Below are 21,483 nucleotides of genomic sequence, written 5' to 3'. Positions count from 1 at the left end.
TTTAGGGCATTTACGCGCTGACCAGCAAGGGGTAATCGGCGCGGGGGTGGGGCATCACGGTGATCGGATAGCCATAAACAGCCTCAATACGCCGTTCGCTGAGTACCTCCCAGGGCGAGCCGTCGGCGACCAAGTTGCCTCGTTCTAACAGCAGAATACGGTCGGCATATTGGGCGGCCAGGTTCAGGTCATGGATCACCGCCACCACACAAGCGCCTTGCTCGGCTTGCAGTTTTGCCAGCTTGAGGGTGTTGTGCTGGTGGGCTAAGTCGAGCGCTGAGGTGGGCTCATCGAGTAGCAAGATGGCCTGCTCACCGGCTTGGGCTAGCTGGGTAAGCACCCGGGCAAAGTGAACCCGCTGCTTTTCGCCGCCGGAGAGCATTGGATAAGGGCGGAGTTGCAGGTGACTGACATCGGTCAGTGCTAAGTTTTTGTCTACTATGTCATCGAGCTGTAGCTTGCTGACACTCAGTGGTAGTGCGCCTAGCTCCACCACTTCGCGCACACTAAACGGGAAGGTCAGCTCACTGCTTTGCGGCAGCACCGCTAGGTGGCGCGCAAGCCTCTCGCTGCGCCAGCTCTTCTGGGTTTGGCCAAATACTTCCACCTTACCGCTGGCGCGCAGCTCTCCAATCATCGCTTTTAGCAAGGTACTTTTCCCCGCGCCATTGGGGCCAAGTAGCACCGTTAGCTGACCGGATTGCAGGGCCACCGAGGTGGGCTTAAGCAACTGCTTGCTGCCAATACTTACGCTGAGTTGGTGGGTTTGAATGGCGATACTCATGAGATCCTGCCCCGTTGTTTAATCAGCAGCACGATAAAGAAGGGGGCCCCGAGGATGGCGGTGACAATACCCACTGGCATATCCAATGGGGCAATAAGGGTGCGTGCGCCCATATCGGCTAACAGCAGTAACAGCGCACCCAACAGTGCCGCCAGAGGCAGTAAGCGCTGGTGGTTGGGGCCACAGAGCATTCGCCCAAGGTGGGGAACGATTAGGCCAACAAAGCCAATCATGCCGGAGAGGGCGACACAGATCCCCACGCCAGCGGCGGTCAGTAGGATGCAAAAGCGTTTTAGACTCTGCACATTAACGCCCAAGTGACGGGCTTCAGCCTCTCCCAATAGCAGGGCATTGAGCGATTTCGCATGGCGGTAGAACAGTACTCCGAGAACCAGCAAGGAGGCGTAAGCCAGCGCCAAGCCCGGCCAGCTGGCTCCCGCCAATGAGCCCATGGTCCATAGCGATAGGTCGCGCAGTGCTTGGTCGTCGGCATAGTAGTTGAGCAGGCCCAATCCGGCTCCGGCAAGCGCACTTAGCGCCACCCCCGCCAATAGCATCATGGTGACCGAGGTGCCGTTGGGGCCACTGCCCAAGCGGTACACCAGTACCGTGGTAAGGGCGCCCCCGATAAAGGCGCACACCGGCACGGTGGCAAATAACAGCACCTCGGGATAGTGCTGCGCCAACGAGCCAAACAGCACGATGGACAAGGCGGCTCCTAGCGAGGCACCGGCCGACACGCCGATGATGCCGGGATCGGCCAAGGGGTTGCGAAACAGACTCTGCATCACCGTGCCACACAAGGCCAGAATCGCGCCTATGGCAATGGCCAGCAGGGTGCGCGGCAGGCGCACTTGGCGGATGATTACCTCGATATGCGGCGCCAGCTCGCTGGGCAAAAAGGACTGCTTGGGCAGCAGGGCACGCATGCTGTCGCTAAAGCTGATATCCATCGGCCCCAGACTTATCGAGGCAACCAGCGCGAGATATAAACCCAAGGCACACATCAGCAATAGGCTGCCGAGGCCGCGCGGCGAGTGAGCTTGCAGTAGCATCTTAGTAGGCGTCCTTGTGGAAGCGCTGGCTGAGCGTGCTGGCTAGCGCAAGACTGGCGGGCCCTACATCGCCGATCAGCGCGTGGCTTGGCACCGAGATAATCTGACCGCGTGCGCCGGCTGGGGTCGCCGCCAGCAGTGGGTGTTTGGCAAGGATCTGTTCGACTCCGCCGTAGCTATTGACGGTGCGCTCGGCGACCAGCAGATACTGTGGCTGCTGCTCAACAATGGCTTCGATTGACAGGGCTTTGTAAGAGCTAAAGTGTTGGCGTGCCGGGTTGTGGCCTCCGGCCAGCGCAATAATGGTATCCACCGGGGTGTTGCTGCCCGCAACGTTGGGGCTGCGCCCTTCACTTAGCATTAGGAATAGCACGGCGGGTTGGCTGTGCAGGCTGTCGCGTTGCTGCGCCAGTTCAGTGATCTGCCGCGCTAGCTGCTGTTTAAGCTGCTCTGCTTGTGGCTGCCGCTGAGTGAGTGTGGCGAGCTGGTCGATGCGGGCAAACAGCTGCGCCTGCTTATCGCCCTTGACCAGCTGTACCACCTCAACGCCACTGGCTTTAAGCTGACGTAGGGTAGTATCGGGCCCCATTTCGTCGCTGCCAATAAGGTGGCTGGGGGCGAGTGCGAGCAGGCCTTCGCTGGAGAGTTGGCGGTGGTAGCCGACTTGAGGAACACTGCCCTGAGGATCGTAGTGGCGACTGGTGCTGTCGATGGCCACCACACTCTCGTCTGCCTGTAAGGCGAACAGTAGCTCTGTCACATTGGCGCCCACGCTAATTAGCCGCAGTGGCTCAGCGTTTATGCTGGTGAGCTCAGTGTTGTCGGCGCTGGCTAAAGCGGGAAGGGTCAGGCTGGCCAGCAGCGCCAGCGCGGAAAAGGTTCGCTTGGTCATGGGTGTTGTTCCATTACTATCTGAGTGGCACTGACTTGCTGGGTTTGCAGCAGTGCCAGCAGTTGCATCATTTGTTCGACTTGGGTGCGTTTATCGGCGGCGATGACCACCGGTAGGCTGCTATCGACTTGGAGTTGCGCTAGCAGCGCGTTTTGAAAGCTGTCCCAGCTGGCGTAGCTGTCTGCGTTGATTGCCCAATAGGGCGGCTCGGCGGCCAGGCTTAGGGTTAGCGTCTCGGGCGGTGGGGTGTCCAGTGCTGAGCTGTTGTCGGTACTGGGTACCTCGATCTCAAGGGTTTGCAGGTGCACGCCAACGCTCATCAGCAGGAACACCATCACGATAAAGATGATATCGAGCAGAGGGGTGAGGTCGGGCTGCATGCTCGGAGCCACCGCATTGCTGGCGCGGATCATGCGGTTTCCTCGCTGAGTGGGTTATGAGCGGTTCCCGACGTGTGCTTCTCTGCGCTGTCGCTACAGCAGCTCTGCTGCTGGGGGCACTCCTGTTCACAAGACAGGCGATTAAGATCGATGCCTTCCAGATAGAGGTTAGCGTGGTTAAGCGCGTGCTCTAGCTTGGCGCTGCAGCTCTCTGCCCACAGGTTGCAAGCTTGAGCACCAACAATTGCTGGCAGGGCGATCATCAAACCGGCGGCGGTGGTGCCCATCGCCAGACCCAGGCCGTCGGCCAAGCTGGCTGCGTCGACGTTGCCGCCTTGCTCCGCCAAGCCATTAAACATGGCAATCAAGCCAAGTACTGTACCGAGTAGGCCAATCAACGGGCTGATCACGCCAATAATCCCCAGCACCCGCACCCCGGCACCGAGCTGTCGGCGCTTCTCGGCCAGCCAAATCTGCGCGGTTTCTTCGCGCAGACTTTTACAAAGGTAGCGATGGTTTAGCAGCATGCCCAAGGCTTGCTTGAGCATATTGCGCTGCTGATACCACTGCTCGGCCAGTTGGCTGAGATCGTGTTGGCGAGAAGGAGCCAGCTGGTAGAGCTGACGAATCGTGCTGGCGCAGCGCAGCCGACTATTGAGCAGGATATATAGACTTCGCTCCAGCAATAGCATCACGGTGAGTAGTGACAGCAGGCTAAGTGGCCAGGTCATCAGACCGAGTTGGCTATGCAGGGTTTCGAGGCTTGGCATGGTGTTAATCCAAATTAAAACGAACGGGGATACGAACGCGGTGAGCCCAGGGCTGACCGTCGATCTGATGTTGGGCAAAACGCCACTTGGCGATGGCCTTTAGCGCGGCCTGATCCAAGATGTCGTGGCCAGAGGATTGCAGCAGCTCGCGCTTAAGTTGTTTGCCATGCTTGTCGAGCCAAACCTCTACCAACACTTCGCCCTGCAGGGCCTGACGGCGGGCTAAGCGTGGATAAGCGATAGGGCTGGGTTTAACCCGAAACTGGGGCTGGGCGACCAAGGCTGGTAGCTGTTGGGCACTATCACTGGCTTGTTTGGGCGCAGGCGCGGTTGGCGGCTCTGCAGGTTCAGGCGTCGGCTCTGGCTCAGGTTCCGGCGTTGGCTCAGGCATTGGCATTGGCTCTGGCTCAGGCGTTGGCTCTGGTTCAGGCATTGGCTCAGGTTCAGGCATTGGCTCTGGTTCAGGCATTGGCTCTGGTTCAGGCATTGGCTCTGGTTCAGGCGTCGGCTCTGGCATTGGTGCTGGAGTGGGCGCACTGGCCATCAACTGAACGCTAACGCTTGCTGACTGGCCCTGCTCACCCACTGCCAGCTCGAGGGCTTCGGGGTGTTGTGAGTAGAGCAGGCTGTGCAGGCTTAAAGACAGCAGCCCACAGGCGAAATAACGTCGCGAGTCCAAAAGGTATTCTCAAGCAATCAAAGTAAAACAACTGCTTACATTATTCATGAGAATGGGAATGAGATCAATTATCATTTGCAAATGAGTTTTATTGGTATAGGATCTGTCGCGAGTTTTGAACAAGAGTGATGTTCCACTAGGTTATGGAATTACAGATAGATATCGGTGATGAGGCCCTGGTTGGGCGTAGTACGCCCGATCCCCTGCGCTATGCCTTTAGCAAAAAGAGAGCTGCCCATGCCGGAGGCCGCAGTGCCATGGTTGCTGCGGACAAGGTGCAATCTAGCTTAACAAACGCGCTAAACGGTGCGGCCAGTGGCCGGCCGCGCTGCTTATACGTGCATATCCCGTTTTGCCGGGTGCGCTGCAGCTACTGCAACTTCTTCCAATATGCCTCCAGCAAGGCATTGATGGCGCGCTATTTTGACGCCTTGATGAGCGAGCTACGCTGGAAGGCGGCCATGCCCTGGACTGAGGCGGCCCCGTTTCAGGCGGTCTATATCGGTGGGGGAACGCCTACCGACTTAAGCGCTGAACAACTCACCCAGTTAGGTAAAACTATCCGTGAGCTATTCCCGCTGACGCCGGATTGTGAAATCACCCTTGAAGGCCGGGTTAACCGCTTTGGCGCCGACAAGTTCGAGGCGGCGCTGGAGGGAGGCTTTAACCGCTTCTCCTTTGGGGTACAGAGCTTTAACACCCAAGTGCGGCGCAGTGCCAAGCGCTTGGACGACCGCGAGGTCGTTGTTGAGCGCTTACAGAGCTATCGCGCCTATCAGGCTGCGCCGATTGTGGTGGATTTGCTTTATGGGCTACCTCACCAAGATGAGCAGGTATGGCTGCAGGATCTGCAGGACTACCTTGATGTGGGCGTCGATGGGATGGACCTGTATCAGCTAATAGAGATGCAGGGCCTACCGATGCAAACCTTGGTCGAGCAAGGCAAGCTGCCCGAACCGGCCGACACCGCCACCAAGGCGGGCATGTTCGCCATGGGGGTTGAGTTTATGGCGCGCCATTTCCAGCGCCGTTTGAGCTGCAACCATTGGGCCTCGGGCAATCGCGAGCGCAGTATCTATAACTCGCTGGCGAAGACCAGCGCAGAGATCCTGCCCTTCGGCGCCGGTGGTGGCGGCAACGTGGCGGGTTTGCAGATGATGCAAAGTCGCGATATTGACCGCTATATCGAGGCCGTCGAGCAGCAACAGTTTGCGGTTCCCATGCTAAGCCGCGCATCTCACGATGCAGCGCTATTTGGTGCCATTAAGGCGGGCTTCGATCGGGGCGTACTCAGTCAGCGCGCGCTTGACCAACAGGCCGGCTATCGCTTGTTTGAGCAGCTCTCGCCGCTATTTAGCGCCTGGCAAGCCAATGGCTTGGTCAGCCTTAGCGAGGGCTATTTGTCACTGACCACGGCCGGTCAGTTCTGGAATGTAACGTTAAGTCAGAATCTTATTGGCCTGCTGTAAGCGCAGCCCGCGGCAACCTTGCAGCAAGCCGGATAACAGGAGTAACGATGTACCAACAACACAGTATTGAACAGACCCGAGTAAGGGTTGCCGAGCGACTGGCCAGTGAGCCGTTTAGCGCCTTAAGTAGCTTGTGCGAGCAGCTCGAGCAAAGCGAAGCCGAGGTCACGTTAGCGCTGCCCAGTGAGATGGTCACCGAGGTGGCGGGCGAGCACGCTGAGGCCATTTTGCAGCGGCTACCTAGCTGGGGAAAGGTCACCACCATCGTGCACTCAGGGGCGTCTATCTTTGAATTTAAAGCGCCCTTTCCCAAAGGGAAACTGGCCCGTGGTTACTACAATCTAATGGGCAAGGAAGGCGAGTTACATGGCCACCTGCGCCTGGACTTGGTGACCCATATCGCCTTGGTAAGCAAGCCCTTTATGAAGATGGAAAGCCACTATATGGGCTTTTTTGATAGCAGCGGCCACTGTGTGTTTAAGGTCTATCTGGGGCGTGATAAGCAGCGCAAATTATTCCCGGAACAGATAGCGTTATTCCAACAACTAAAACAGGAACTGAGTTAAATGGACGACAAGCAAGCGCGTTTGCAATCGCGCCTGGGGCCGGAAATTCGCGAGTTTCGCGATGCCCAACAAACCTTGCAGCTAGCCTCGGTGGATAAGCAAGGCAACCCTTGCGTGAGCTACAGCCCCTTTGCTTACTCGGAGCAGGGTTACTTTATCTTGATCAGCGACTTGGCCCAGCATGGCCAGAATCTCAAGGTCGACCCGCGGGTGTCGCTGATGATGATTGAAGATGAGTCGGCTGCCAAGCATATCTTTGCCCGGCGCCGCTTGAGCTTCGAATGCCAAGCCAAAGCGGTGGGTCGCGAGCAGGCCTTGTGGCAAAACGGCGTTGATGCGCTGCGCGCCCGGTTTGGCGAGATGATTGAGCAACTCAGTCAGCTGGGTGATTTCAATCTCTACCACTTGTTACCGCAAAAAGGACGTTACGTGAAAGGCTTTGGCCAAGCCTTCGATGTAAGCGGCCAAGAGATGCTCGATATCGTGCATCTGCGCGAAGGACACGTTAAGCAGCTTAAACAGCAGCTGAGCGAATCGTCCTAACCGCCTAACGCGCCCGGCAGGCCCGGGCAAGCTACTCCATCTCTCCAATTGCGAGCCTCCAATTAGGCATGCAGGGATGCGTTTGTCTTAAAAACAGGAAAATGACCGTGAAACAGAACAACCTAACCCCTTTGAGCTTGGCGATTGCCGCCGTTTTTTGTGCCAGCGCACAGGCAGAGCAAACCGCCGAGACCTTTACCTTCGATGAAGTGGTGGTGTCGGCGACCCGCAGCGAGCAGGCCTTGCGCGATGTTGCCTCGGCGGTAGCCACCATCAACAGCGATGACATCGATAGCAGCCTGTCACAAGACCTACAACAGGCGCTTAAATCTGAGCCCGGTGTGGCCATGGAGGGCCAAGGGCGTTTTGGTCTGAGTGGCTTTAATATTCGCGGACGCGATGAGAACTACGTGAAGGTCATCGTCGATGGGGTGCAGCAATCGGGGATCTACAACCCGGGGGCCGACCAGATGCGCAAGTTCCAAGGCAACATCGAGATCGATACCCTGCAAAGCATTGAGATTAACAAGGGGCCGGTCTCCAGCCTGTACGGCAGCGATGCCTTGGGTGGCGCGGTATTGATGCGCACCAAGAATCCTGCCGATTTACTGGATGAAGGCGACGATACTCACCTCGGGGTGAAGGCCGGTTACGCCAGCGCTGATGATAGCTACAAAACCACGCTGAGTTTTGCCAACCGCTCGGGGGATTGGGAAAGCCTGATGATCTTCACCCACCGTGACGGCAATGAGCAACAAACCCATGGCAGCGGCGCAGATATTAGCGGGCGCGATCGCGGCGCGGCTGACCCGTTTTCGATTCGCTCCAACAACCTGTTAGCCAAGCTGTTCTATCAAGCCTCTGACGCCCACCGCTTTGGTGTGACCGCCGAGTACTTTGAGCGCGACAGTGAAGGGCAGATCCTCAGCAACGATGGCTACGAGATCATGCCGGGCTTTGTTTACACCCGTAATAGCGCCGAAGACCAAGACCGCCGTCAGCGCTATAGCGTTGAGCACCAATGGCAGGCTGACTTGAGCGCCTTTGATAGCATGGATTGGCAGCTGAGCTACCAGCAGAGCCACAGCAAGCACAACAACTTCGACCACACGCCGTTCTATGACTATCGAAACCGCCAGCGTAACGGTGAAGACCAGAGCTGGCAGTTTGAAAGCCAGTTCGACAAGGCCTTTGCGTTGGGCTCCAGCTATCAAGAGCTGGTGTATGGCCTGAGCTACCAGAACAACCGTTTCGAGCTGGACTACAACAATATCTATATCGACCGGGGATATAGCGAAGACGCCACCCCGGAGGTGCCGAATGCTGACTCCGATACGTGGGGCCTGTATGTGCAAAACCAAGGCTTTTATATGGATGAGCGCTTGGTGCTTAGCCTTGGCCTGCGTTACGACAACTTCAGCTCCGACCCGAAAGGGCATAACGATTACCAAAAATCGAGCAATGACAAACTGACCGGCCGCGCCGGGGTGGTGTATCACTGGGACGATGCCATCAGCACCTTTGCTCAGGTGAGTCAGGGCTTTAAGGCGCCGACCCTGTACGACTTGTACTACGCCTACGACATGGGGGCGGTGATTGAGTCTAACCCGGATCTTAAGCCAGAAGAGAGCATTGCCTATGAGGCGGGCCTGCGCTTTAACAACCACTTTAGCCGTCTGGAGCTGGTGGGTTTCTACAACGACTACAAGAACTTTATCGAGCAGCGCTACTTGGGCGAGAGTGAAGATGGCCGCGAGATCTACCGCAACGAGAACGTCGCCAGCGCCGAGATCTATGGTGTCGAGCTGAGCTACGACTTGGCCTGGGACCAGCTATTGGGCGCGCCGCGCGGGCTCTACTCCAGCTTTAACCTGGCCTACGCCAAGGGTGAAGACAAAGAGCAGGGCGATGCCCTCGACAGCGTCGCGCCGCTAAGCGCTTACGCCGCGCTGGGCTATGACGCCTCCGACGAGCGCTACGGCGGTAAACTGGCGGTGACCATGGCCGCCAGCAAAGAGGGCAGCGACTGGAGCGATCCTGACAATATCAAAGCGCCGGGCTATGCCGTGGTCGACCTGACTGCTTACTACCGGGTGCAGCCAGAGCTGGTGGTACGTGCCGGTCTGTTTAATGCCTTCGACAAGAAGTACTGGTTGTACAACAACTTGGAAGGCAAGGCTGCCAATGACCAAGGGTTGGATCGTCGCACTGAGACAGGCCGCAACTGGGGGGTTGAACTCGACTACGTCTTCTAGGCCCTGCAAGTTCTGGGGCTTAAGGGCCCTAGCCCTATAACTAAGCTCTCAGCGTCGCTGAGAGCTTTGCTGTTTATCTTCAGGTTAATTTCGTGACTACCCATACTGCTTCACTTATCTCTCCCCGTTCGCTGTTTCGGCAGGTCTTACAACATCGCAGGCGCTTGGTTCTCGCCAATGTGATTGCACTACTGGCAACGCTTATCAGCGTACCGCTACCGATGCTGATGCCCATGCTGGTGGACGAGGTGCTTTTAGACCAACCCGCTGCCGGGCTGGCGGCATTGCAAGGGCTACTGCCTGCGTCATGGCAGCAACCCACCGGCTACATCGTTAGCGTCTTTGTGATAGTGGTGGTGCTGCGCTGCATCAGTCAGGCGCTCAATATCTGGCAGAGCCGTCAGTTTACCTTGGTGGCAAAAACCTTAACTTGCGACCTACGCAAGCAGCTGTTGGAAAAGCTCACCCGCATTACCATGCAGGACTACCAGCACAGCGGCAGTGGCGGGCTGTCTTCTAAGTTGGTGACAGATGTGGAGACCATCGACCGCTTTATTGGTGATAGCTTGAGCCGTTTGCTGGTGGCCTTGCTGACGGTGGTGGGCACTGCGCTGATCCTGCTGTATATCGATACTTTTCTGGGCATGTTTATCTTGCTGGTCAACCCACTGGTCATCTATGCCTCGCGCAAAGTTGGCAGCCGGGTACAGGGCCTTAAGCAGCGCGAAAACCAAAGCTTTGAGCGTTTTCAGCAGAGCTTGGTGGAGGTGTTAGATGGCCTCTATCAACTGCGTATTGCCAACCGCGAACGGCACTTTCTAAGCCAGCTAAAAGCACATGCAGAGGGGGTCCGACAAGATGCCGATCGTTTTGCGTGGCAGTCTGAAGCAGCCAGCCGCTTATCGTTTTTGGTGTTTTTGCTCGGCTTTGAGCTGTTCCGCATGGTGGCGATGTTGATGGTATTGCTCAGCGACCTGAGTATTGGCGAGATCTTCGCGGTGTTTGGCTACCTGTGGTTTATGTTGACGCCGGTACAGGAGCTGCTGAACATGCAATACGGTTGGTTTGGCGCCAAGGCGGCGATTGCTCGCATCAACCAGCTGCTGCAGATGCCCGAGCTTGAAGAAGATGCAGTGCCAGATTCTGCAGTGGTAGACAACGGCCCAGCTTGCGAGGCCATCGCTATTCGCTGCCGCGACCTGCACTTTGGCTACGATGATGAGCGCGCTATCCTCAATGGTTTAGATATCGATATTCAGGCGGGCAAGCGGATCGCGTTGGTGGGTACTTCTGGCGGCGGCAAGTCCACCCTGCTTCAGGTGTTGCTGGGGCTGTATCGCAAGCAGCGGGGCGAGCTGGCTGTCAATGGCCAGCCCATCGAGCAATATGGTTACCGACGTTTACGCGACCAGGTTGCGGTGGTGCTGCAGCATCCGAGCATCTTCAACACCAGCCTGCGCGAGAACTTGTGCCTAGGTGAGTACTACAGTGACCAACAGCTGTGGGAGGTGCTCAATACCGCCCAGCTGGCGGATGTGGTTGCGCAGTGGGAGCAGGGCCTGGATACCCCACTGGGGCGCTCTGGCCTGCGCTTATCCGGCGGGCAACGCCAGCGCTTGGCGATAGCGCGCATGCTACTGGGCGCCCCCAAGCTGGTGATTATGGACGAAGCCACCTCGGCGCTGGATATGGCCACCGAACAGGCGGTGCATCAAGCGATGCAGCCCTTCTTGGCTGGGCGCACGGTGATCATTGTGGCGCATCGCCAATCGGCCATTCTGCAAGCCGATGAAGTGTATGTGCTGGATGACGGCAAGGTCGCCCAGCGTGGCACTCACAAAGCCCTGCTTGAACAACACGGCCTCTACCAGAGCCTTTACGCCTAAGCGGCTTACAGGCTACAGCTGATGAGCGCGGCTGTAGCTTGCACCTCGGGCTCGTCACCACTATGGTGAAAGCATGGAGCAGCTCGAATTCTTTGCCATTCCCAACCCTTGTCGCGGTATTTGCCAGTCAAATAACCGGGGGCTGTGTTTGGGCTGTTTTCGTACAAGAGATGAGCGATTCCACTGGCAAAACTTGTCTATTGTTCAACAACAAAATATATTGCGTCTCACAAAACAGCGTAAACTGCGATTTATTCGTCAGCAGAGGGCAGCGCTGGCAGCACAACAGAATTCTATAATTGCGGAGCAAGTAGCTCTGCCTTTTGACGCAGAGGAGCTCGATTAGCCCTCTTCGTCGTATCAAAAGGAGACGTATGCCTGAACTTACCCAACTTCTCAAAAATAACCGGCAGTGGGCAGCAAAGATTAAGGAGCAATCCCCCGATTTTTTCCATGAGCTTTCTCAGCAACAGGCCCCTGAATATCTTTGGATTGGCTGCTCCGACAGCCGTGTTCCCGCTAACCAGATCGCGGGCCTTGCCCCGGGCGAAGTCTTCGTACACCGTAACATCGCCAACGTAGTAGTACACAGTGACCTGAACTGCTTGTCAGTGATCCAGTACGCGGTAGAGGTGCTCAAGGTTAAACATATTATGGTAACTGGCCACTACGGTTGTGGCGGTGTGATTGCTGCCCTTGAAGGCGCCGAGTATGGCCTGATTGATAACTGGCTTCGCCACATTAAAGATGTCATCCGGATGAACAAGAATGAGCTGGATGGCATTGAAGACAAGGCCAAGCGCATTGATCGCCTAGTCGAGCTGAATGTGATTGAACAAGTACACAACGTGGCCAATACCACTATCGTGAAAAACGCTTGGAAGGCAGGACAACAGCTTTCGGTACATGGTTTCGTTTACTCGCTGGAAGATGGCATTCTTAACGACTTAGAAGTCAGCATTCGCGGGCTCAAGTAATCCTTCTTCAATAAAAAACGCTGCCAAATGGCAGCGTTTTTTTTACTTACTCCACGCTATCGTTTATCTGGGTTGTGAAAAGACGGTCACGGCAGTGCCTTCAACCTGCACCGAGCCAGACAGACCACCTTGGTTGGTCGCGCCACTGGCATCTACCACCTTGGTCCAGGAGCCTGCTGGCAAGTTAACACTGAAGTTGTTGCTGTTATTAAACACCACAAACAGCTGGTGGCTATCCCGTGGGTCGGTGATATGACCGGTGATGACGTGGCCGTTATTCAACAGCTGCTGGCTTAGGTAGCGTTCGATGTCGCTGTTGCTGGTCATACGCAGTCCGGCATGTTGATTACGCAGCGCAATCAGTGCCTTGGAATAATCCAGCGTGGCCTTGTTGTCGACCTTCCACTGCCAGTTGATGGCGTTAAAGCTATCCGGCGAGTTGTAGGTATTGTGGGTACCGGCATACTGGCCATAGCGCCAAGCACTGGCGTTGCTGATATTGCCGTTCTCGGTCTTGGTGCGCAGGAACTCGTCGCCGGCGTGTAAGAACGGGATACCTTGGCTGGTGAGCACCATACCGGTGGCAAAATCGACGATGCGTTTGGCGTAGCTCAGGTTCGATGGCGGGGTGAAGCCCATTACCTGATGGCTACTCGCCTGACTGACGTTCGACGCTTGGCTGATATAGGCCTTGTCCCAGAGGCCAAAGTTATCGTGGGCCGAGATGTAGTTGATGCTCTGCTCTGGGGCCACGGTGAACAAGCGTCCCCATTCGCCTTCATGTACTCCCGGGGTCTTCGGCGAGCCCTTCATACCATCGAAGATGGCCCAGCCGCCGTCGACCTTCCAGGCGTCCATGTTGTTACACATCCAGCCACAATCGGGCTTGTCGTTTTGGTCCTTCATCGCTTCGCGGTAGGCGCCGTTAAATACACCGACATGGGCATTGGCCAGGTGGTGGGTGGTGCCATAGCGTACCCGCTGGTTGACCTTAGGATCGGTGGCGTAGCCATTCCACGGCTCACCGTAGAGCAGCAGATTGCGATCGGGGAAGCGCTGGTTGAGGTGCTCGCCCCACTTGGCCACTTCGCTGTAGGAGAAGATGCCAATCAGGTCGAAGCGGAAGCCGTCGATACCGTACTCATCTACCCAGTACTCCAGCGAGTCTTGGATCAGTCGACTCACCATCGGTACGTCGGCATCGATGGAGTTGCCGGTGCCACTCAAATCGGTGGGGGTGAAGTAACGGTTAGAGATATTCTCGAACATCTCGTTGTCGTAGGTGTGGTTGTAGACCACATCCATAATCACCCGAATGCCCGCTTTGTGAAACTCGTTGACCATGGTCTTGAACTCGATCACCCGTTGCTCGTAGTCGTACATATCTTGGGCGTAGCGCTCTTCCGGCACGTTGTAGTTGCGCGGATCGTAGCCCCAGTTGTAGCAAGGGTCGCTGTCGGGCAGGCCATCGCAGGTGGCGAAGTCGTACACCGGCAGTAGCTGAACGTGGGTGACACCCAGATCGATGAGGTGGTCGATGCCGGTAGCAACGCCATTGTGACGGGTGCCAGACTCAACCATGCCTAAGTACTTACCACGGTTTTGCGGGCTCACCCCTGAGCTCTGGTGGATGGTGAAGTCGCGAACATGTACCTCGTAGATAATCGCATCGGTGCGGTTGATAAGCGCTGGGCGAGTGGTCCAGCCACCTTCCGGTTGCAGCCGTGACATATCCATCACGATGTTGGTCGCTTCATAGATACCGGTGCCGGGGCGGACCATCTTGCCGTAAGGGTCGCGCACTGGCACGCCGTTAATCTTGAAGGTGTACTCGGCGAGGTGCAGATCGCCAGACACCACGGTTTGATAGACATCGCTGTAGCCGGCGAAGTTGTTAACCTTGGCCATCGAGTAGTCTTGGCCGTCGACGGTGACCGTTACGTTGCTGTGATCCGGCGACCAAATCGAGAAGGTGGTGGCATCTTGGCTGTATACCGCGCCCAGCGTTTCGCTGGTGCCGCCCACCGGTGGAGGCTCGACGGGGTTTTCGCCATCGGTACAGACTTCCTTGGGATGCCAAGCGTTATTGTAGAAACAAGGCTTGGTCGGGTCGAAGCGTAGATCATCGGTCTGGCCTGCGGCTCCGCCAAAGATAACCATCAGGTCGTCTGGGACATGTTGGCCCAAAGCATATTGCTTGTAACCCCCCATGTCTTGCATAACGTCACCTGGCCACGAACCGGTGTAAAGTTCAGTAGGTGGGCCTGGGCTCCAAAGGTATATGGTCGAGAAATCCCCCTTGTAGTAAATGCTGATAGAGGTATCCGGTTTGGCCTTTACGGTAACCGTGACGCACACCTCAGGACTTGCTAGTTGACCGTCGTTGACCACCAGACAAACCTGCTCGGCGCCGACTGTATCGAACGACAGAGTCACTGAGGCGGTGGTGGCGCCATTGCTCCACAGATAGCTGAGGCTGTCGCCGTCTGGGTCATAGGAGCTGCTGCCATCAAAGCTCAGCTGCTCGCCTTGCTCGACCTGTTGCTCGGCCGCTGGGGAGATCTGAGCAACCGGTGCTTGGTTAACCGGCGGCGCGGCAGTGACCTCGATGGCGACAAAGGCCTCGTCGGTGTTGCCTTGGTAGTCTTCAACCTGCAGGCGCAGGCTAAAGCTGCCTTGAGTAGTGAAGCGGTGGGTGACTTGCTGACCGGTGCCGAGCTGCTGGACACCACCATTGGCGGTTAACAGGCTCCAACGGTAGCTGACAATTACGCTAGCATCGCTACTAGAACCTGCTGCGCTAAAGCTAAGCTGGGTTCCTTGGTTTACTTGCTGAGTGCCGTCGGGGCTTATCTTGGCGGTGACTGTGCCGCCCTCGACCGGATTGATGGTGATCAGCACTGAATCTTGGGCACTCTCGCCGGCGCTGTCGGTAATGGTAAGGCTAAGCTCGAACACCCCTTCGCTGATAAAGCTGTGAGCCAGTGTGGCCGATTCGCCCACCAAGGTGGGGCCTACCGGTGGACAGGTATCTTCGAAGCAAGCGGGTAGGGTAAACCACTGGTATTTGACGATATCACCGTTTGGCGAGCTGGAGGCACTGGCGTTGAAACTGAGTGTTTGCCCTGCGAGTGCTTCGCGCACTGGCGCGTCGATAACCGCGGTCGGTGGTAGCGGCTGGTTTTCATCGAGTACTTGGACAACCACTTGGGCACGCCCTTCCAGCCCTTCATTGTCGGTGACGGTGAGCTCAATGGTTTTGCTGCCAGTCGTTGTGAAGCTGAAGCTGGCTTCTACGCCTTGCTTGGAGGCTTGCTCATCGTTGAGTACTTCCCAGCGGTAGCTGGCAATCTCGCCATCGGGGTCAAACGACTGCTCTGCGTTGAGGGTCAGCACTTGATTGACCAAGACGGTGCTTGCACTGGCGGTGATGCTGGCGGTGGGCGGCAGGTTTTGCTGGCTGCCATCAAGCACATGAAAGGTAATCGCGGTGCTGGCCTTCTCGCCGCTGCGATCTTCCACCTGTAGGCTAATGGTATAGCTGCCTGCGGTTGTAAAGGTGTAGTCGAGGGTGGGGGAGCGGAACTGCTTTCCATCGAGGGTCCACAGGTAGCCGACTATGGAGCCGTTTTCCGACGACGAGTTAGCAGCCGAAAAGCTCGCGATCTCACCGACATAGACATAGTTGTTACCGACCACGGTAATGACCGGGGTCGGTTTGACTTGCTCGCGTGGGTCGGTGGTGGAGCTACCGCCACACCCCGCTAAGATGCTAGCGAGCAAGAAGTACAGCGCATAGCAATATAGGTTTTTTAACATGGTGGCCATCCTTGATGTGAACAATTAAACAGCACTATCGTTGTTATTGGTTAAATTAATCGCAGTGGTTGCTGTTTTATCCTGCCACGTAGTCGCTCCTTATAACTCCTATAATATTTCGCTTTGCTTTATTAATGTGATGGCTGATTAACTAATTATCTTGTGTAAATATTGATCGCTGACCCTGTCGTAAATATAATCGAGTGACTATCCTACCTGCTTATTCTATAAGCACTGTTTATCTCTTTTGTAACTTCAATTTACCAAGACTATTTTCCGTTTGTGGCTGTTGCCTTAGTGTGGTTGTGGCTATGGCTGCTAGTGGGCTGCTGGTTGGCTGCGTAGGAGCGTCTAGCTCAAGAGCATGCTGAGAAGAGCGTTGAGGACAGTGGTGAATAAGCGGTGATGATAAAAACCAATCAAATTATGAAATTGATAGGTTGATATATTGTTTGGGGAAATGGTTGGTTTCTTTGTCTTGCTATAAAGTTCGCTGCTACTTTATATAGCTAAGTTAAATGTCGGCTCTTTAATGTGTATGTTTGTTCTTATTAAGAATGACGTATAAAAGAAAAAGCCAGCACCCAAGGTGCTGGCTTTTATATCTCTACAAGCGAGTTAATTAAGCAAGCTGAGAGCCGCCTACACGGGCTTTAGTGCTCTCGCCATGGGGCAGATGAACTTCTTCATCTTTAAGGCCCGCTTCTGGGTCGTTGTAGGTGGCAATGTTCAGGTCGCCCTCTGATTTAGCTACCGCTACTGTCACCATGCTGTCGCCGGTGATGTTTACTGCGGTACGCACCATATCCAGCAGACGGTCTACACCGATAATCAGGGCAATACCTTCAACTGGCAGGCCAACCTGAGTCAGTACCATCGCCAAGGTAATCAGGCCCACACCCGGTACACCTGCAGTGCCCACTGACGCCAGAGTGGCAGTCAGGATAACGGTGAGCAGCTGGCCAGCACTTAGGTCGAAGCCATAAACGGTGGCGATAAAGATGGTTGCCACACCCTGCATAATCGAGGTGCCGTCCATATTAATGGTAGCGCCTAGCGGTACTGTGAACGATGCAGTTGAGTTACGCACACCCAGCTTGTGGGTAGCGGTTTCCAGCGTTACAGGAATGGTGGCGTTAGACGATGCAGTACTGAAGGCAAACACAAAGGCTTCACGCATCTTCTTAACGAAGATAAGCGGGTTTAGGCCAGATAGTAGCTTCAGCAGTACTGGGTACACCACGGCAGCTTGGATAATCAATACCGCCAGGACCACCATAAAGTAGCCGAACAGGCTGTAGATAGCGTCAAAGCCAATCTCGTAGAACAGCTTGCTTAGTAGCGCGAATACACCGTAAGGGGCGATATTCATCAGCAGGGTAACCAGCTTCATGATGACGACGTTGAAGTCTTCAAACATGCTGGCAATGCGTTGGCCCGGCTCGCCGGCAATGGCGATAGACAGACCAAACAGCAGAGCAAATACGATGATCTGCAACATGTTACCGCTTGCCATTGAGGCAATTGGGTTGGTGGGGAACATGTCGATGATCACCTGTGCCAATGAAGGTGCTTCGTTGGCAACGAACTCGGCGTCGCTTACCAGTTCCATACCGGCACCTGGCTTGATCAGCAGGGCAACGGCCATGGCGATGGAGATAGCGATAGCGGTGGTGGCTAAGTATAGCGCTACGGTCTTACCGCCCAGGCGTCCCAAGCGTGCAGTGTCTTGCATAGAGGCAACACCACATACCAAGGAGACAAATACCAATGGCACTACCAGCATGCGTAAGCTGGATACAAACACTGTACCTACAATGTTGAACAGACCATTGATGATGTAGTCTTGGACGAACTGTGAATCTGCCGCAAAGGTTTGTAGTAGTACACCCATTGCGATACCAGCGACCATGCTGATCAGGATTCGATGAGTAAGACTCATTTTGTTAGTAGAATTCATACTTCCCTTCTTCTCTCTTTCTGATTGTTTTTTAGGCGAAAATGCCGCAATCGTTATAAGAAGCGGATTAATATACCGATAGGTAATAATAAATCCAGTCGGAAACACTGATTTATTGATCTAAAGGGGTAATTGTCATCGAACTGTAATCCGCTTGTTGAGCCTTGGTAGCAGGGACGAGCCCAGTGATTTCGGGCTTTCGCGAATTTTTTTTGAATTTTCCCTTGAAAAGCATTTTGCTGGCCCCACTTTAGAATCAACGCAGATTTTTACTAGAACGTAATCGGAGAAATTCCCATGGGTAAGATTATTGGTATCGACCTTGGAACCACTAACTCTTGTGTGGCCATCCTAGACGGCGACACCCCTAAAGTGATTGAAAATGCCGAGGGTGATCGCACCACTCCTTCTATTATTGCTTTCACCGACGACGGCGAAACCTTGGTAGGTCAACCGGCGAAACGTCAGGCTGTTACCAACCCAACTAACACTCTGTTCGCGATTAAGCGTCTGATCGGTCGTCGTTTCACTGACGAAGAAGTTCAGCGTGACATCGAGATCATGCCATTCAACATCGTGAACGCTGACAACGGTGATGCTTGGGTAGAAGCGAAAGGCGAGAAGAAAGCGCCACCGCAAATCTCTGCCGAAGTACTGAAGAAAATGAAGAAAACCGCCGAGGATTACCTAGGCGAAGCAGTGACTGAAGCGGTAATTACCGTTCCTGCTTACTTCAACGACTCTCAGCGTCAAGCGACCAAAGATGCTGGCCGTATCGCCGGCCTAGACGTAAAACGTATCATCAACGAGCCAACTGCTGCGGCATTCGCTTACGGTGTTAACCAGTCTAAAGGCGACAACGTTGTTGCCGTATACGACTTGGGTGGTGGTACCTTCGATATCTCTATCATCGAAATCGATGAAGTAGATGGCGAGAAGACCTTCGAAGTACTGGCAACCAACGGTGACACTCACCTGGGTGGTGAAGACTTCGATAACCGCGTAATCAACTACTTGGTAGAAGAGTTCAAGAAAGAGCAAGGTTTCGACCTTAAGAACGATCCACTGGCCATGCAGCGTCTGAAAGAAGCTGCTGAGAAAGCTAAGATCGAGCTGTCTTCTGCTCAACAGACCGACGTGAACCTGCCGTACATCACTGCAGATGCTACCGGTCCTAAACACCTTAACATCAAGCTGACTCGCGCTAAGCTGGAGTCACTGGTTGAAGATCTGGTTCAGAAGTCGCTAGAGCCAATGCGCATTGCTCTGCAAGACGCTGACCTGTCTGTAAACGACGTAAACGACGTGATTCTGGTGGGCGGTCAAACCCGTATGCCACTGGTTCAGAAGACCGTTGCTGACTTCTTCGGTAAAGAAGCCCGTAAAGACGTAAACCCGGATGAAGCGGTAGCTGTAGGTGCTGCGATTCAAGGTGGCGTACTGTCTGGTGACAAGACCGACGTACTGCTGCTGGACGTAACCCCGCTGTCGCTGGGTATCGAAACCATGGGCGGTGTAATGACTCGCGTTGTTGAGAAGAACACCACTATCCCAACTAAGAGCTCGCAGGTATTCTCGACCGCTGACGACAACCAAAGCGCAGTAACCGTACACGTACTGCAAGGTGAGCGTAAGCGCGCTGGCGATAACAAGTCGCTGGGTCAGTTCAACCTGGAAGGTATTCGTCCTGCGCAACGTGGTGTGCCACAAATCGAAGTAACCTTCGATCTGGACGCCGACGGCATCCTGCACGTGTCTGCGAAAGATAAAGACACTGGCAAAGAGCAGAAGATCACCATTCAAGCTTCTTCAGGTCTGTCTGAGGACGAGATCAACAAGATGGTGAACGAAGCCGAAGCCAACGCTGAAGCCGACAAGCAATTCGAAGAGCTGGCGCAAGCCCGTAACCAAGCAGACGCGCTGGTTCATGGTACTCGCAAGCAAATCGAAGAAGCTGGCGAAGCACTGCCTGCAGAAGACAAAGAGAAGATCGAAGCGGCAGCCAGCGAGCTGGAAGCAGCCTCTAAAGGCGAAGACAAAGCTGAAATCGAAGCCAAGACTCAGGCGCTGATTGAAGCTTCGCAAAAGCTGATGGAAGTAGCCCAGCAGCAAGCGCAAGCAGCACAAGGTGCTGAAGGCGCAGCGCAAGATGCTGGCCAAGCGCAACAAGACGACGTTGTTGACGCTGAGTTCGAAGAAGTTAAAGACGACAAAAAATAAGTCGTAACGCTTCTTAGATGATCTAAAACGGGCGTTGCGCAAGCTGCGCCCGTGTGTCTTTCAATAAACACTTAAAGAATATGTCGAAACGAGATTTTTACGAAGTACTGGGCCTTAGCAAAGGCGCTAGCGAACGCGACATCAAGAAGGCGTACAAACGCTTAGCGATGAAGTATCACCCAGACCGCACCAAGGGTGACAAAACGCTGGAAGAGCGCTTTAAAGAGGTGAAAGAAGCCTACGAAGTGCTAAGCGATCCCCAGAAGAAAGAAGCCTACGACCACTACGGCCATGCCGGCGTAGATCCAAACCGTGGCGGCTTTGGTGGCGGCGGTGCTCAAGACTTTGGCGACATCTTCGGCGATGTATTCGGCGATATCTTCGGTGGTGGCCGCGCCGGTGGCGGCGGTGGTCGTCGTCAGCCGCAACGTGGTAGCGACCTACGCTACAACATGGAGCTGACCCTCGAGCAAGCGGTAAAAGGCGTTAAGCGCGAGATTAAGGTACCGACCTTGGTGCACTGTGAGCAGTGTAACGGTACTGGTGCCAAGAAGGGCTCCAAGCCGAAAACCTGTGGCACCTGTCATGGCCAAGGCCAAGTGCAGATGCGTCAGGGCTTCTTTGCGGTTCAGCAAACCTGTCCAACCTGTAAAGGTCGCGGCACCATTATCAGCGATCCTTGCCACAAGTGTCATGGTGAAGGCCGTTACGAGCGCTCGAAGACCCTGTCTGTCAGCATTCCTGCCGGTGTGGATACCGGTGACCGTATCCGCCTAAGCGGTGAAGGCGAAGCGGGCGAGCACGGTGCGCCAGCGGGCGATCTGTATGTGCAGGTGCACGTCAAAGAGCACCCCATCTTCCAACGCGATGGCAACAACCTTTACTGCGAAGTGCCAATCAGCTTCACTTTAGCAGCGCTAGGTGGCGAGATTGAAGTGCCGACCTTGGATGGCCGCGTCAACCTGAAGGTTCCGACTGAGACCCAAACCGGCCGGATGTTCCGGATGCGCGGTAAAGGCGTGAAATCGGTACGTAGCGGTGCAACCGGCGATCTGATCTGCAAAGTGATTGTGGAAACCCCGGTTAACCTCAACGAAACCCAGAAGCAGTTGCTGCGTGAGTTCGAAGAGAGCTGCGGTGGTAGCGCCAGCAAGAAGCACAAGCCCAAGGCGGAAGGCTTCTTTGACGGTGTGAAGAAGTTCTTCGACGACCTAACCAGCTAAGTGTT

Annotated in this window: 17 protein-coding genes; 9 read left to right on the top strand and 8 right to left on the bottom strand. The window is 55.1% G+C overall.

Features of this window, described 5'->3' with window-relative positions:
• Positions 1–10: 10 nt before the first annotated feature.
• Genes G461_RS0104975 through G461_RS26040 form a run of 6 tightly spaced genes read right to left on the bottom strand, consistent with a single transcriptional unit; the run spans position 11 to position 4,560 of the window.
• A complete protein-coding gene (locus G461_RS0104975) occupies positions 11–784 on the bottom strand; it encodes a heme ABC transporter ATP-binding protein (protein ID WP_026959290.1) in 774 nt (257 codons plus the stop codon).
• On the bottom strand, positions 781–1,791 hold the full coding sequence (locus G461_RS0104970) for a FecCD family ABC transporter permease (RefSeq protein ID WP_425393731.1): 1,011 nt from the start codon (positions 1,789–1,791) through the stop codon (positions 781–783). The genes G461_RS0104975 and G461_RS0104970 overlap by 4 nt, the downstream gene beginning before the upstream one ends.
• A gap of 49 nt (positions 1,792–1,840) precedes the next feature.
• Positions 1,841–2,731 carry a heme/hemin ABC transporter substrate-binding protein gene (locus G461_RS0104965; RefSeq protein WP_035477648.1) on the bottom strand — a complete coding sequence of 297 codons (891 nt, stop codon included), beginning with the start codon at positions 2,729–2,731 and terminating at the stop codon, positions 1,841–1,843.
• Positions 2,728–3,144 carry an ExbD/TolR family protein gene (locus G461_RS0104960; protein ID WP_026959287.1) on the bottom strand — a complete coding sequence of 139 codons (417 nt, stop codon included), beginning with the start codon at positions 3,142–3,144 and terminating at the stop codon, positions 2,728–2,730. Before G461_RS0104960 ends, G461_RS0104965 begins: the two co-directional genes overlap by 4 nt.
• On the bottom strand, positions 3,141–3,881 hold the full coding sequence (locus G461_RS23330; RefSeq protein WP_084405056.1) for a MotA/TolQ/ExbB proton channel family protein: 741 nt from the start codon (positions 3,879–3,881) through the stop codon (positions 3,141–3,143). Before G461_RS23330 ends, G461_RS0104960 begins: the two co-directional genes overlap by 4 nt.
• A 4-nt stretch (positions 3,882–3,885) precedes the next feature.
• Positions 3,886–4,560, bottom strand: a complete 675-nt coding sequence (locus G461_RS26040; RefSeq protein ID WP_051326723.1) for an energy transducer TonB — start codon at positions 4,558–4,560, stop codon at positions 3,886–3,888.
• 143 nt (positions 4,561–4,703) lie between these two features.
• Between G461_RS26040 and hutW the strand changes: the two genes are divergently transcribed.
• From hutW to can, 7 genes are all read left to right on the top strand, one after another.
• A complete protein-coding gene (gene hutW, locus G461_RS0104945; RefSeq protein ID WP_026971020.1) occupies positions 4,704–6,029 on the top strand; it encodes a heme anaerobic degradation radical SAM methyltransferase ChuW/HutW in 1,326 nt (441 codons plus the stop codon).
• 47 nt (positions 6,030–6,076) lie between these two features.
• On the top strand, positions 6,077–6,595 hold the full coding sequence (gene hutX / locus G461_RS0104940; RefSeq protein ID WP_026971019.1) for a heme utilization cystosolic carrier protein HutX: 519 nt from the start codon (positions 6,077–6,079) through the stop codon (positions 6,593–6,595).
• Complete coding sequence (hutZ, locus tag G461_RS0104935) at positions 6,596–7,138, top strand: heme utilization protein HutZ (protein WP_026971018.1); 543 nt, start codon at positions 6,596–6,598, stop codon at positions 7,136–7,138.
• A gap of 107 nt (positions 7,139–7,245) precedes the next feature.
• A complete protein-coding gene (locus G461_RS0104930; RefSeq protein WP_425393730.1) occupies positions 7,246–9,393 on the top strand; it encodes a TonB-dependent hemoglobin/transferrin/lactoferrin family receptor in 2,148 nt (715 codons plus the stop codon).
• Between the two features lie 92 nt (positions 9,394–9,485).
• Positions 9,486–11,279, top strand: coding sequence for an ABC transporter ATP-binding protein (locus tag G461_RS0104925; RefSeq protein ID WP_026959282.1), 1,794 nt, complete (start codon positions 9,486–9,488; stop codon positions 11,277–11,279).
• Between the two features lie 73 nt (positions 11,280–11,352).
• Positions 11,353–11,625: a DUF1289 domain-containing protein gene (locus tag G461_RS0104920; protein WP_026959281.1), complete on the top strand. Its 273-nt coding sequence runs from the start codon at positions 11,353–11,355 to the stop codon at positions 11,623–11,625.
• A gap of 28 nt (positions 11,626–11,653) precedes the next feature.
• The gene (gene can, locus G461_RS0104915) at positions 11,654–12,256 is read left to right on the top strand and encodes a carbonate dehydratase (RefSeq protein ID WP_026971017.1); all 603 of its coding nucleotides are present in this window, start codon (positions 11,654–11,656) and stop codon (positions 12,254–12,256) included.
• 63 nt (positions 12,257–12,319) lie between these two features.
• Here can and G461_RS25390 read toward each other — a convergent pair whose 3' ends face one another.
• Positions 12,320–16,075 carry a PKD domain-containing protein gene (locus G461_RS25390; protein WP_051333366.1) on the bottom strand — a complete coding sequence of 1,252 codons (3,756 nt, stop codon included), beginning with the start codon at positions 16,073–16,075 and terminating at the stop codon, positions 12,320–12,322.
• 622 nt (positions 16,076–16,697) lie between these two features.
• Entirely contained in the window at positions 16,698–18,035 is a 1,338-nt protein-coding gene (locus tag G461_RS23315) for a dicarboxylate/amino acid:cation symporter (protein ID WP_035479379.1), read from the bottom strand.
• A gap of 297 nt (positions 18,036–18,332) precedes the next feature.
• Here G461_RS23315 and dnaK point away from each other — a divergent pair, with 297 nt between their 5' ends.
• Both dnaK and dnaJ read left to right on the top strand, forming a co-directional pair.
• Positions 18,333–20,255: a molecular chaperone DnaK gene (gene dnaK / locus G461_RS0104900; protein WP_026971016.1), complete on the top strand. Its 1,923-nt coding sequence runs from the start codon at positions 18,333–18,335 to the stop codon at positions 20,253–20,255.
• An 80-nt stretch (positions 20,256–20,335) separates the two neighbouring features.
• Positions 20,336–21,478, top strand: a complete 1,143-nt coding sequence (gene dnaJ, locus G461_RS0104895) for a molecular chaperone DnaJ (RefSeq protein WP_026959277.1) — start codon at positions 20,336–20,338, stop codon at positions 21,476–21,478.
• The last annotated feature ends 5 nt before the right edge of the window (positions 21,479–21,483 follow it).

The organism is Aliagarivorans marinus DSM 23064, from assembly GCF_000429485.1.
Lineage (GTDB): Bacteria > Pseudomonadota > Gammaproteobacteria > Enterobacterales > Celerinatantimonadaceae > Aliagarivorans > Aliagarivorans marinus.
This window is presented reverse-complemented; position numbering and strand designations above follow the sequence as displayed.

Bases quoted from the DNA above. Each gene is read 5' to 3' on its own strand.
- G461_RS23315 (WP_035479379.1), bottom strand. From the start codon at position 18,035: ATGAATTCTACTAACAAAATGAGTCTTACTCATCGAATCCTGATCAGC.
- G461_RS23330 (WP_084405056.1), bottom strand. From the start codon at position 3,881: ATGCCAAGCCTCGAAACCCTGCATAGCCAACTCGGTCTGATGACCTGG.
- can (WP_026971017.1), top strand. From the start codon at position 11,654: ATGCCTGAACTTACCCAACTTCTCAAAAATAACCGGCAGTGGGCAGCA.
- G461_RS0104960 (WP_026959287.1), bottom strand. From the start codon at position 3,144: ATGATCCGCGCCAGCAATGCGGTGGCTCCGAGCATGCAGCCCGACCTC.
- hutW (WP_026971020.1), top strand. From the start codon at position 4,704: ATGGAATTACAGATAGATATCGGTGATGAGGCCCTGGTTGGGCGTAGT.
- dnaJ (WP_026959277.1), top strand. From the start codon at position 20,336: ATGTCGAAACGAGATTTTTACGAAGTACTGGGCCTTAGCAAAGGCGCT.
- hutZ (WP_026971018.1), top strand. From the start codon at position 6,596: ATGGACGACAAGCAAGCGCGTTTGCAATCGCGCCTGGGGCCGGAAATT.
- G461_RS0104975 (WP_026959290.1), bottom strand. From the start codon at position 784: ATGAGTATCGCCATTCAAACCCACCAACTCAGCGTAAGTATTGGCAGC.
- G461_RS0104920 (WP_026959281.1), top strand. From the start codon at position 11,353: ATGGAGCAGCTCGAATTCTTTGCCATTCCCAACCCTTGTCGCGGTATT.
- G461_RS0104965 (WP_035477648.1), bottom strand. From the start codon at position 2,731: ATGACCAAGCGAACCTTTTCCGCGCTGGCGCTGCTGGCCAGCCTGACC.
- hutX (WP_026971019.1), top strand. From the start codon at position 6,077: ATGTACCAACAACACAGTATTGAACAGACCCGAGTAAGGGTTGCCGAG.
- G461_RS0104970 (WP_425393731.1), bottom strand. From the start codon at position 1,791: ATGTGTGCCTTGGGTTTATATCTCGCGCTGGTTGCCTCGATAAGTCTG.
- G461_RS25390 (WP_051333366.1), bottom strand. From the start codon at position 16,075: ATGTTAAAAAACCTATATTGCTATGCGCTGTACTTCTTGCTCGCTAGC.
- dnaK (WP_026971016.1), top strand. From the start codon at position 18,333: ATGGGTAAGATTATTGGTATCGACCTTGGAACCACTAACTCTTGTGTG.